Source organism: Polaribacter sp. Asnod6-C07, assembly GCF_045063625.1.
In the GTDB taxonomy this organism is placed as follows: domain Bacteria; phylum Bacteroidota; class Bacteroidia; order Flavobacteriales; family Flavobacteriaceae; genus Polaribacter; species Polaribacter vadi_A.
This window is the reverse complement of record NZ_JBEFOF010000005.1, coordinates 1,611,776-1,624,482: the sequence shown is the minus strand read 5'-3', so window position 1 is coordinate 1,624,482 and position 12,707 is coordinate 1,611,776. Positions and strand designations below refer to the sequence as shown.

The 12,707-nt window shown below is 29.3% G+C and carries 8 protein-coding genes; 3 read left to right on the top strand and 5 right to left on the bottom strand.

The genetic code is table 11. From position 1 onward, the window contains the following. Nucleotides 1–48 precede the first annotated feature (48 nt). From ACJJVK_RS06895 to ACJJVK_RS06885, 3 genes are all read right to left on the bottom strand, one after another. Nucleotides 49–1,599: a T9SS type A sorting domain-containing protein gene (locus ACJJVK_RS06895; protein WP_405564516.1), complete on the bottom strand. Its 1,551-nt coding sequence runs from the start codon at nucleotides 1,597–1,599 to the stop codon at nucleotides 49–51. A 173-nt stretch (nucleotides 1,600–1,772) separates the two neighbouring features. Continuing rightward, on the bottom strand, nucleotides 1,773–2,816 hold the full coding sequence (locus tag ACJJVK_RS06890) for a polysaccharide lyase family 7 protein (RefSeq protein ID WP_405564513.1): 1,044 nt from the start codon (nucleotides 2,814–2,816) through the stop codon (nucleotides 1,773–1,775). A 25-nt stretch (nucleotides 2,817–2,841) separates the two neighbouring features. Beyond that, nucleotides 2,842–5,148, bottom strand: coding sequence for a chondroitinase-B domain-containing protein (locus ACJJVK_RS06885; protein WP_405564510.1), 2,307 nt, complete (start codon nucleotides 5,146–5,148; stop codon nucleotides 2,842–2,844). Nucleotides 5,149–5,464: 316 nt separating this feature from the next. On the opposite strand from ACJJVK_RS06885, the gene ACJJVK_RS06880 reads away from it, so the two are divergent. Next, entirely contained in the window at nucleotides 5,465–6,655 is a 1,191-nt protein-coding gene (locus ACJJVK_RS06880) for a pyridoxal phosphate-dependent aminotransferase (RefSeq protein WP_405564508.1), read from the top strand. Between the two features lie 3 nt (nucleotides 6,656–6,658). Next, the gene (locus tag ACJJVK_RS06875) at nucleotides 6,659–7,801 is read left to right on the top strand and encodes a permease (protein ID WP_405564506.1); all 1,143 of its coding nucleotides are present in this window, start codon (nucleotides 6,659–6,661) and stop codon (nucleotides 7,799–7,801) included. A gap of 78 nt (nucleotides 7,802–7,879) precedes the next feature. Here the strand turns inward: ACJJVK_RS06875 and ACJJVK_RS06870 are convergent, their stop codons facing one another. Next, nucleotides 7,880–9,310, bottom strand: a complete 1,431-nt coding sequence (locus tag ACJJVK_RS06870) for a DASS family sodium-coupled anion symporter (RefSeq protein ID WP_215994137.1) — start codon at nucleotides 9,308–9,310, stop codon at nucleotides 7,880–7,882. 33 nt (nucleotides 9,311–9,343) lie between these two features. On the opposite strand from ACJJVK_RS06870, the gene ACJJVK_RS06865 reads away from it, so the two are divergent. Beyond that, on the top strand, nucleotides 9,344–11,002 hold the full coding sequence (locus tag ACJJVK_RS06865; protein WP_405564503.1) for a hypothetical protein: 1,659 nt from the start codon (nucleotides 9,344–9,346) through the stop codon (nucleotides 11,000–11,002). A 343-nt stretch (nucleotides 11,003–11,345) separates the two neighbouring features. Here ACJJVK_RS06865 and ahcY read toward each other — a convergent pair whose 3' ends face one another. Then, nucleotides 11,346–12,659 carry an adenosylhomocysteinase gene (gene ahcY / locus ACJJVK_RS06860; protein WP_215994135.1) on the bottom strand — a complete coding sequence of 438 codons (1,314 nt, stop codon included), beginning with the start codon at nucleotides 12,657–12,659 and terminating at the stop codon, nucleotides 11,346–11,348. Between the last annotated feature and the right edge of the window lie 48 nt (nucleotides 12,660–12,707).

Genomic DNA, 12,707 nt, shown 5'->3' with positions numbered 1-12,707 from the left:
TAAGAACTCAAATTAATGAGTCCTTATTTTCAGTTTTCAATATAATTGTTAGTTCTTAATTAACTTTCTTGTAGCTACAGAATCACCACTTGTAAGTTTTAATAAATACACTCCTTTTGATAAAGAAGATACATCTAAAATATTATTATTTAATTTAGAAGTTTTAATTACTTGTTTACCTAACAAGTTAAATACTTCTACGTGATCTATTTTTTCAAGTGTTGAGATAGTTACAAATTCTTTTGCTGGATTTGGGTAAACATTTAATTCAGAATTGAAAAAATCATCTACAGATGCAGTTGCTACAACAGAAATACTTACTTCATCAATTCTAATCTCTGAACTTCCATTAGACCAATTATAATCTTTACCATCACTTGGTGCTACATCACGTCCAATTCCTCTTAAGAAAATAGCTACACTTGTATTATCACCACTATTAAAAGTTAAAGTTCCTGTTCTAAAATCTGTATCAGCTGGAGCTGTTACAACATCTGATGCTAAATTATTATTACTATCTTCAGTAACAGTAATCTCTGTATATCCGTAACCAGTTGAACTAGCCGCAAAAGGGGTAGGATAAGATGGTGAATAACCTGAAGTATAATTAGCACCTGCTAAAATTCTTACATCTAAAGATGAAGCTGGGTCACCTGTTGCTTTATCTTCAAAATTATATAAGTAAGTAAACTCGTAATTGGTATTTGGAGAAACTGCTATTTCTTGATACATAATATCTGACTCTAATTCATCAAATTTAGCACCAAAAGAAGAGCTACTATTCCAACTTGAAGATTCTAATTGATCTCCTAAATCTTTATTTTGCCAACCAGCACAAGAACAATCAGATTGACCATCTCTTTCAACTAGATCTAAAGTAGCATTTTGAATAACCACATCATCTGAACCTCCATTATCTACATCACTTTCATTAGTTAATTTAATATAATCTAATCTTGTTTCTTGATCCCCTGAAGACCATTGCCATGGACGACTATCACTTGCGTCAGAAGGAGGAGTATTTGGTCTTCCTATTCCTCTACCTAAGATAGCAATACTTGTATTATCACCTGAATTAAAAGTAAATTCCGCAATATAATCATCATCATCTCCAGGATAAATAACCTCTTCTACCTTTAAATTATTTGCTGAATTTTCAACATCTGCAATAGTTTCGTAACCAAAACCAGAAGTAGGCTTTGTAGTTGCATCATCATAATATACTGGAGTATAATCTGCTTTATATCCAGAACCAGCTAAAATTCTAAATTCAATTTTACTCTCTACACTATTATCATCTGGATCACCTATTCTATACCTGTAGGTTAATTTATATTCTGTATTTGCTAATACAGCAACTTCTTGATAAATTAAATCAGATTCTGCATTGTCAAATTTAACCCCTTGAATTGTAGATGAATTCCAATTAGAAGTTTCAGCTTGATCTCCCAAATCTTTGTTAATCCAAAAAGAACAAGAGCAATCTGAAGTTCCTTCTGCTTTTGGTATCTCTGAAAAAGTATCATTATAAATCACAGGGTCTTGCGCAAATAATGAGATACTGATTAAAGTAACAAAAAAAAGTAATGTTTTTTTCATAATTAAGTGTTTAGTTTATAGTTAATAATTAATACACCAATCTGGTTTACCACATTGGTTTACCAAAAATACAATAAAATTTGAATTATCAAAATTTAATTAACACTTTATTAAAAACTTGAACACTAAACACTTAATAAAATATGAAATCAATAATATTATTGAGTTATTATTTATTGAATAGGTTGCGTACTTGCACCAACAGTAGCTTCTCTAAACCATACTTCTGAGTAACATCCGTTTGCGTATTGCTTTGCAATATCTCCATTATATGTTTCTGAACCTGTATACCAAACAATATTATCTTCTGGACTTTTACCATTAGTTTGGTTATATGCACCTTGTTTAAAATACTGAATCTCTCCTGCATAAGCAGTCTCTCTTTCAATACCATCTCTACCAATTGCAGCATATAAATCCCAAATTTGTTGTGGCACTTCTTCTTTTGTTGAGAAATCTGATTTTAATAAGTTTTTGGTGAATTTTACAGTTTTATGTCCTTCACTTGTAAAAGTTAAATACATAATCCCTTTGTACACATTTATCTCGTAACTAAATTCTTCACCTAACTCTATACCATCTTCTGGTTCTGCTGGATAAGAATCTGTTGTACTACCAACTACAGACATATCATTACCCCAAATTGCTGATGAAAAATCCCATCTACCAGAATTATCTCCTTTTGTATTAATTTCGTAGTTCCAAAAAACAGAACCTTTTGTATGACCTGGAAATTTTTTGTAAAAAATCTTTATTGGTTCATTTTCATGACCTTCATCACTATGAATTTGACCAACAACAACTGAGTAAGAAGCTGCAACTCGTGCATCACCAGAAATAGAAACGTGTTGCACTTTTAAAGTACCTGTTAATTTACCACCAACCTCAGGAATCCAATGTTCTTTTTGCCCTAATTCTGTTCTTGTGTTTTTAGATGTTCTAGAAGTTACACCAGAATTTGGTGTTTTATAAACCACCCAATCCGTTTTTCCATCATGTTCTACATAGAAAAAATCATCTTTTTTATAATTTATTAATGAATCTTGGTAAGTACCATCACCCAAAAGAATTTTCCATTCATCTAAAAAAGGTAAAATATCACTTGGGTATTTTGTTTCTTCTTTAGAATCAGTAATTTTATCTGCATTTGTTTTTGAATTGTTCTTACAAGCAAAAAATACAGTTACAGCAGCAAGTATTAAGATTGATTTTTTCATTTTACTATTTATTTAAAAGAATTAATTAATACATTAATTTTTGCTTCAAATTCTCTTCTGTTTTTATAATTCCAGAATTTGTAACAGTGTTATTTGATTGTGTATTGTTTTTTGCACCCCACAATAAAGCAACTAATTTTACTTTATTATTTTTAAATACATTATTGTTGATTTTTACATTTACAATTCCTCTGTGATTAATCAAAATTCTATTTTTTTCTGATGCTCCACAATCTGTGAATGTTGAGTTTGTTACCAATAAATTACCACCAATTGTAGACTCATCATAACCACCTCTATAATAATCGATCACATTTTCTTTTACATTATTAAATGTACAATTATCAATGGTTAAAAATTCGGTATTATAATCACCTCTATCATTTGTTTCTTCGGATAATTCTAATCCGTTTTTACAGTTTAAGATAGTTGTATTCTTAAAAGTAATTTCTTCAGAAAATGACTGTTTAAAAACTTTAAGTGCAAAATTAAAGTTACTGATTTCAGAATCGAGAACCTCTAAACCAAAATGGTTAGACATATTTTCTTTTAAACTAGCTAAAGCATATTGTGTATTTGTTCCTTTTAGTTTTATGTTTTTCAATACTAGTTTTCCATAAGGCTGTAATTGTATTGCAGGTGTATTTTCATCACCAGAATATAAAATTTCAGATTTATTACTAGATTGAATTGTAATTGATTTATCAATAATTAATGATTTTGAAATTGCATAAGTTCCATCATTTAAATTGATAATATCACCACCTTCTGCAGCCTTTAATTTAGTCACTAATTCATCAACATTTGCTACATTATGCGTTACTGGGTCTTTCTTTTCAATTTCATTAGAGTACCAGTCTGTACCGTATTTAGTTTTATCTAACAAATTTAAATTAACACTTTCAGCACTTAAAATAGCACCTACTTGATTAGAATTCCCTCTTGTTTTACCTAATAAATCATTAGTAATTTTATCGAAATCAAAACCAGAATAAGGTTCTACATCACCAAAACCAGAGGTTGGCACAGAAATATCAGACCCAACATCTTTTAACGTAAGTTCTTTTGTAACTAACCCTTTTCTCATTGAAAATTCTACTCCATTATTATCAATAATATTACTTGCAAATGTTACACCATCTGCTTTGTCATGTTCTATAATTGGGTTTGAATCACCTTTAGAATTATAAATTACATTATTTACAACTTCTGTTCTTAAAGGTCTTGCAGATCTAATTTCAGATTTTGGCAAAACAGCAGCTTGTGCAATATTTGTACCTACACCAAACTGAAAAGGTGAATCTGAATCTACAAACGTATTGTATGCTACAACTACATCTGTTACTTGGTTATATCTATTTAAAGGCGATTTTGGAATTCCATTCATAATTGCAATCGGACTTCTAAAATTCTTACCTTTTATTTTATAAAACAGGTTGTTAATTACCCAATGACCAGTGTTTATAATTCTAATTCCACCAAATTGATCGTTTACACCATCACCAATAAAATAATTACCATCTACAGTTACATAATTACCATGTCTTGTAACCACAGAACCTTCACTTTTATAGAAAACATTATTTTTAATGATATTAAAATTGGTTTTGCTTGATATAATTTCTACCTCTCCATTACATTCTTCAAACAAATTATTTGCAATAGTTGTATTACTTGGCGACATTGATGTAAAACTACTACCTAACTGAATGGTCTCTCCTCTTGCACCACCTTTTCTAGGTCTTGGGCCAAAATGATTGTTAACGATTTTATGATAATTTCTAATACTCTGATTTCCTTTTAAATCTACTCTAACTGTTGGCCCACCATTTGTTTTACCTGCCAAATAACAATTACTTAATTCGTTGTGTTTACCATAAAACTGCACCCAAAGATTATCTTGATCTCTTTGTAAATTATTAAAATCTAAAATTACACAATTAGAAACTGTACTATGATTAGCAACATCTTTTTTAGAAGTTCTAAAAGCAATTACATTAGTTTTTGGTGAATGCCCGTTTCTAAAAAACAAACCATTAACTTTTAAATAATCTCCACTAATCTCTAAACTAGACTCACCTTCTATAAAAACCTTTCCAGGAGTTTCTGCACTCAATGTAATAGGATTTTCTTCTGTACCTTCACCTATAAGTTTAATATTAACATCTTTATAAGTACCATTTTTAAGTACAATATCATCACCAGCTTTTACACTTTTTAAAGCTTCAGCTAATTCATTAACATTAGAAACAAAGATGTTATTTTCCACTTTATTACAAGATGTAAAAAGGGTAATAACAACAAAAACAGATAAGTAAAAATAGGATTTCATATACGGAATTAAAAATTGGTTGACCAAATTGGTTTACCAAATATATTGATTGATAAGTAAGTATACAAGAAATACCTCTTAAAGTTTCATTTTTGCTATAAAACTAGAAATTTAAATATCTAAAAACAATAAAACAGTAATTACAGTATACTTACAAATCTTAATTAATTAAAAAATTATTAATAGTAAATATTTAAAATATCAAGAAATTATTCAATAAAAATTAAATATTTATGATTTATATTAAAATATCTATACTTTAAAAAAATATGATTTTCATAAATTGTAAACCAGTAAATTCTTAAAACATCAACTAATGAAAACAACAAACTTTAGCAGACGCGATTGGTTAAAAAAAGGAACTTTAACTTTAGGCGCTTTAGCTCTTGTACCACACGAAATTTGGAGCAGCAATGTATTAACTGCTCAAAAAGAAAACCGAACTTTCTTATACAATTCTAACAATTATTTTAATGAGTTTACCCCTCCTTTAATTAAAGAAGAGGCTTCATTAACTATTTTAAGAGCTAACGAAAATCCTTATGGGCCACCACCAAAATCTGCAGAAGCTTTTCAAAAAGAAGTTTTTAACGGAAATCGATATTCTTGGAAAACACTAACCAATTTAAAAGCTAAAATTGCTAAAAACGAAGGTATTGACCCAAATCAAATTTTAATGGGACCTGGCTCTTCTGATTTATTAGAAAAAGTGGCTATGGTTTTATTTCAAAATGGAGGTAATGTAGTTAGTGCAGACCCAAGTTACATGTCTTTAATTGTAGTTGCTAAATCTGTAGGTGGTAAATGGAAATCTTATAAATTATTAGATGATGCTCAGCACGATTTAGATGCAATGGAAGCTGGTATTGATGAAGATACCAAACTAGTATATATCTGTAACCCAAATAACCCAACTGGTTCTATTACAGACGCAAAAAAATTAAAAGAATTTTGTAGCAGAGTTTCTGAAAAAGTGCCTGTATTTGTAGATGAAGCATATATTGAATTGTCTAAAAATGGAATTAAAGATTCTATGAATTCTTTAGTTGCAGAAGGCAAAAACGTAATTGTTGCCAGAACTTTTTCTAAAATTCATGGAATGGCTGGTTTAAGAATTGGCTATGCAATTGGTAAAAAAGAAACTTTAGATATTATTTCTGAAATTACTAGAGGTGGAATGGGTATAACTGGTCCATCAATAGCTGCAGCAACTACCAGTTTAGAAAATACCGATTTTTTAGATATGTGTAAAACTAAAATTGCAGATGCAAGAGATTACACAATGTCTTATTTAAAAGAAAATAATTATTCTTATTTACCATCTGAAACCAACTTTATTATTTTTGAAATACCAATAACAGGAAAAAAATTCTTAAAAGAAATTTATGGTAAAAATGTTGCTGTAAGAGCTTTTAAATTTTGGGACAAAGATTGGTGTAGAGTTAGTATTGGTACTATGGATGAAATGAAAACCTTTACCAAAGCAATCACAGAAATTTTTGCCTAATTTATGGATGGAGCTTTAGAAAAATCCATTTCATTTTTACTTTTTATCTTTATAGGTGTTCTTTTAAAAAAGAAGATTTCTGTTGGTAATGAAACAAACGGAATTAAAAGTTTAATTCTAACCATTGCTTTACCTGCAACCATTTTTATTGCACTTTTAAAAGTAAAAATTGATGGTAACCTAATCCTTTTTCCTGTATTGGCATTAGGTTTAAACATTATTCTGTTTGCAATTACGCCTATTTTACTCTCGCTAATTGGCATTAAAATGAATTCTGATAAAGGAAGAAGTGCAAGGTTATTAATATCATCTTTAGCACCAGGTTTGTCTTGTTTTCCATTTATTTTAGAGTTTTTAGGTGATGGATCTTTAGCAAAAGCTGCAATGGCTGATTTAGGAAACAAATTTTTTGTACTCTTTCTGCTGTATTTAGTAGCCTTAAAATGGCACTATAAAAATGCAGATTTTGAAGCTAACTCGCTTAAAACAAAACTAAAATCTCTAGCAAAAACATTGTTATACGAACCTGTAAATTTATTTATAATAGTCGCATTAATACTAGTTTCCTTTGGCATTACTTTAGATAAAATTCCGAACTTTTTATCAAGTACATTAACTAGATTAAGTTATATTATGACGCCTTTAGTGCTTCTTTTTATAGGTTTGGCTGTAAAATTTAAAAAGCAACAATTTTTTCAATTGTTTTCTTTATTACTTTTAAGAGCAGGTTTTACACTCTTTTTAATTGCTGGCATCATTTTCTTTGCTGATATTACAATACAAAAAGACATTTTGGTAATGATTGCTTTTTCCTTAAGTTCTGCTAGTTTTTGGCCTTTTGCTCATATTTCTGCAGTAAATAATAAAGAGGAAAAAGAAAACACACCAGAAAAAACATTCGATACTAATTTTGCTTTATCAATTTTAGCACTCTCTTTGCCCATTTCTGTAATTCTTATTTTAGGAATTTTAACAGCTGGCAATACGTTTACAAACATTAATAACATCTTATTTTTAGGCGGATGTTTATCTGCAATCGGATTATTTTATCCGATAATCATAAAAGTAAAATCTAATTTTTCTATTTCTAAAAATGATGTAAATACATCAAAAAAAAACTCAGTTGAGTTTTTAGCTGATAAATAATCCTTTATTAATCTGTGCTTGTTTAAATTTTAAACAGGCTCAGATTGATGATTTTAATGATACATCAACTTAAAATTATCAAAAGAAAAGAGGAATTACAAATTGATAATATAAAATCAATAAGCAAACTGCAATAACATTTAAAATTACTCCTGCCCTAACCATTTGATTTACTTTTACATAACCACTTGCAAAAACAATTGCATTTGGTGGAGTTGCCATTGGCAACATAAAGGCACAACTACTTGCCATAGTTACAGGAATTAACAAATTTAAAATAGGAATATTTAACCCAATTGCAATACCTGCAACAATGGGTGCTAAAACAGCTACCAAAGCCACATTACTCATTAATTCCGTCATAAAAAGCATTAAAACAATCAACAAAGAAACAGTAAATAAAACATTAAACTCGCCAGAAGCAATTGTATCTGTAATTAGAGCAACTAAACCACTAGAAGCCATTCCTTTTGCTAATGCCAAACCACCACCAAAAAGCAGTAAAATACCCCAAGCCAATTTGCTAGTATCTTTCCATTCTAATATGAAATTGTCTTTTTTAAAGCTTAAAGGAATTGCAAATAAAGCAACTGCACCAATTAAACTAATAATTGTATCAGACAACTTTAAACCTGGAAAAACACTATTAATTAAGGTTCTTGAAATCCATAAAAAAACGGTGATTGCAAAAATGACCAATACTCTTTTTTCTTCGGATGAAATTTTACCTAGTTTCTCTAATTCGTGATGAATTAAATTTGCTGATGATGTAAACACAATTCCTTTACAAGGAAACATCCATTTTACAAGAACAAAATAAACTGCAGTTATCATTAAGACAGAAAAAGGCAAACCAAAACTCATCCAGGTTAAAAATGAGATTTGAATGTTATATTGATTCTCTAATAAACCAATTAAAACCGAGTTTGGAGGTGTACCAATAACTGTTGCTATTCCACCTGCATTTGCAGCAAAAGCGATTCCTAACATAATACTTAATGCAAAGTTTTTATCGCCTTTAGTAAAACCATCTTTATCATCTATTAACAATTTTATTACTGATATTGCTATTGGTAACATAACTACTGTACTTGCTGTATTGCTAATCCACATGCTCATAAAAGCAGTTGCTAACATAAAACCTAACACTACTTTTTCTGGAGTTGTGCCTGTTAATTTTACGATGGTTAATGCAATTCTTCTATGTAGGTTTACTTTTTCTAAAGCCAAAGCCAAAATAAAACCACCAAAGAATAAAAAGATAATTGGACTTCCATAATTTGCGCCAACATCTGCAATTGGCATGACTTTTAAAAGTGGAAAAAGGATTAGTGGCAATAAAGCTGTAACTGCAATATTTACGGTTTCTGTAATCCACCAAACAACCATCCAAACAGCTACTCCAATAACTGCATCTCCTTTTTGGGACACCAAGGTTATTGGTAAAAAGTGAATGATGAAAAATAATAATGGTCCTAGAAGTAATCCTATTTTTTTGGTGGGTTGCATTTTTGTAATTTTGAACAAAAATAAATTTTAATTGTGAAAAATTTAAAAGTACTTCTATATATAACTATATTTTCTGTTGTTCTAAGTTGTGAAAATGAAAATATATTTAACGAATCTCCCACTAGTTTTGAAGTTGAAACAGAAAATTTAAACTTTTCTACAGCTAGAATTAAATGGACTGAGTCAATAGATCCAGAAAATGATAAAGTTTATTATAATGTTCTTCTTGAAAATAGATTGATAAAAGACTCTATTTATTACAGTAGAAACTACACAATCACTAACCTAAATGAGAATTCATTTTATTCAGGAGAAGTTGTTGCTAATGATTCATTAGGAAATCAGACAAAAGCTGTTTTTTCATTAAGAACCTTTACTTTTCCTTATCCGTCTGATTTTAATATCTCAATAAATTCTAAAAATCCTATTTATTCTGGTGTTAATTGGACAAAATCAACAGATACAATTAATAGAGAAATCCTTTACAATGTTTTTTTAAATGATTCTTTAGTTGCTGAAAAAACAAATCATCTCAATTTCACTTTTGGTGAACTAAAGGGGTTAACCAATTATAATGGAAAAATTATCGCTATAAATCCTGATGAAAAAACATTAACTAAGACTTTTTCTTTTACTACTGAAGAGAAAATTTTTGATGGTGATGTACATTTGCAATCACAAGATGAAGTTAATGAATTCGCTAAACGATGCTATAACGTAATTACTGGTGATTTAATAATTGGAAATTTCCCTAATAATGTTAGTGATAATGATATTACAGACATATCTAAATTATCTGATTTAATTCGAATTCAAGGTGATAGGTTAATAATTAATAAAACTAAACTCGACAATATAAACAGTTTACAAAAGTTAACAACTACCAACGAGAATTTAATTTTAACCATAACTAATAACCCTTTATTGAAAAACCTAGATGGGTTTATTAAAATAAAATCTTTATATGATGTTTTTGTAACTTCTAATAATTCTTTAGAAAGTGTTGAGGGACTTCAAAACCTTGAAACTGTAAAATTTAATGTTCATATAAACTTAAATCCAAACCTTAAGACATTAGAACTAAAAAGTTTATCTAATGTTAGATTTCTTAAGATTGAAAATAACGAAAAACTAAGACAACTCAAGGGGTTAGAGAATATAAAAACATTAAGTTCTTTATACATAATTGGACTTACTTTATTAGAAAATTACAGAGGCTTACATAATTTAAAAACTGTATCCGATTTTGTTATAGTAGAAAACAACCCTATAAATTTAATTGGTTTTGATAGTTTAGAAGAAGCTGGTTCAGTTAGTATTACTGATAATGAAAACATTACTTCGCTAGAAGGGCTAGAATCACTTACTAAATTAAATAACATATCAATTGCTCGAAATGACAACCTCGTCTATTTAACTGGAATTCAAAATGTCAATTTTAATGAAAATTATAATGTTAGGCATGATATAATAATAAGTACAAATCCTAAACTACTTGATTTAAATCCTCTAGAAAATTACAAGTTCAGATATGGTAAAATATCAATAAATTTTAATAGTAATCTTACGGATTTTTGTGGTTTAAATAATTTATTCTCAGTTGTTAGTTTAGAGAATGGTTTTGCTTGGGCAACTAACAATGGGTATAACCCATCTAGAAATGATATGTTAAATAGAAAATGTAGATTATAAATTAACTATTATACTTCAATTTTCAACTTGTCAACTTCTATATCAGAATTACTAATATTACTGATGCACTTCTTTGATTATTGTCATTAAATTTTCCCTAACAATTAACTCTTGATATTATATAATTAATTAAGTATGTTGATAAATAATTAACGTGATTTCGATGTAAGAGATTGCAACAATCGTTTCTAGTTGACTTGAAAAAAGAAAACCCTTTCAATGAAACTGAAATACATTCAGTTCAATTAAAAGGATTTTTGCAGTTATTTGGATTCCCAATCAAGTTGGGAATGACAGATTTCATTGAATTAGTCACTAATTACCAACGACTAAAAGCTAAAGTTTAGTAACGATAATGCTCAGGTTTATATGGCCCCTCTACAGTAACACCAATATATTCTGCTTGGTCATTACGTAATTCTGTTAGCTCTACTCCTATTTTTTCTAGGTGTAATTTTGCTACTTTTTCATCTAAATGTTTTGGTAACATATACACTTCGTTTCCGTAAGCATCTGCATTATTCCAAAGTTCCATTTGAGCCAAAGTTTGGTTTGTAAATGAGTTAGACATTACAAAACTTGGATGACCAGTTGCACATCCTAAATTTACCAAACGTCCTTCTGCTAAAATAATAATATCATTACCATCAATTGTATATTTATCTACTTGAGGTTTGATTTCTACTTTAGAATCACCATGATTTTCGTTTAACCAAGCAATATCTAATTCGTTATCAAAATGTCCTATATTACAAACAATTGTTTTGTCTTTTAAAGCAGAAAAATGTTTACCAGTTACAATATCTTTATTTCCTGTTGTTGTAATAATAATATCTGCATTACCCATCACAGTTTCTAAACGTTTTACCTCAAAACCATCCATAGCTGCTTGTAAAGCACAAATTGGGTCGATTTCTGTAACAGTTACAATAGAACCTGCACCTTTAAAAGAAGCAGCTGTACCTTTACCAACATCTCCATAACCACAAACTACAACTCTTTTACCTGCTAACATAATATCTGTTGCTCTACGAATTGCATCTACTGCAGATTCTTTACAACCATATTTATTATCAAATTTAGATTTTGTTACAGAATCATTAATATTGATTGCTGGCATTGGTAACGTTCCGTTTTTTACTCTTTCGTAAAGTCTGTGAACTCCTGTTGTTGTTTCTTCTGATAAACCATTAATACCTGCAGCTAATTCTGGATATTTATCTAAAACCATATTAGTTAAATCTCCACCATCATCTAAAATCATATTTAATGGCTTTTTATCTTCACCAAAAAATAAGGTTTGCTCTATACACCAATCGAATTCTACTTCGTTCATCCCTTTCCAAGCATAAACTGGTGTTCCTGTTGCAGCAATTGCAGCAGCAGCTTGGTCTTGAGTAGAGAAAATATTACAAGAACTCCAAGTAACTTCTGCCCCTAAAGCTTGTAAAGTTTCAATTAAAACAGCGGTTTGAATTGTCATGTGCAAACAACCTGCAATTCTAGCTCCCTTTAAAGGTTGAGAATCTCCATACTCTTCTCTTAAACTCATTAATCCTGGCATTTCTGCTTCTGCCAATTCAATTTCTTTTCTACCCCAATCTGCTAAAGAAATATCTTTAACTTTAAATGGTACGTAAGCTGTTTTTGTGCTCATATTATGTATATTTATTGTCTGTTTTTTGCGACTGCAAAGTTACGACAT

Excerpts from the sequence above, each read along its gene's own strand:
- ACJJVK_RS06895 (WP_405564516.1), bottom strand. The coding sequence starts at position 1,599 with ATGAAAAAAACATTACTTTTTTTTGTTACTTTAATCAGTATCTCATTA.
- ACJJVK_RS06890 (WP_405564513.1), bottom strand. The coding sequence starts at position 2,816 with ATGAAAAAATCAATCTTAATACTTGCTGCTGTAACTGTATTTTTTGCT.
- ACJJVK_RS06885 (WP_405564510.1), bottom strand. The coding sequence starts at position 5,148 with ATGAAATCCTATTTTTACTTATCTGTTTTTGTTGTTATTACCCTTTTT.
- ACJJVK_RS06880 (WP_405564508.1), top strand. The coding sequence starts at position 5,465 with ATGAAAACAACAAACTTTAGCAGACGCGATTGGTTAAAAAAAGGAACT.
- ACJJVK_RS06875 (WP_405564506.1), top strand. The coding sequence starts at position 6,659 with ATGGATGGAGCTTTAGAAAAATCCATTTCATTTTTACTTTTTATCTTT.
- ACJJVK_RS06870 (WP_215994137.1), bottom strand. The coding sequence starts at position 9,310 with ATGCAACCCACCAAAAAAATAGGATTACTTCTAGGACCATTATTATTT.
- ahcY (WP_215994135.1), bottom strand. The coding sequence starts at position 12,659 with ATGAGCACAAAAACAGCTTACGTACCATTTAAAGTTAAAGATATTTCT.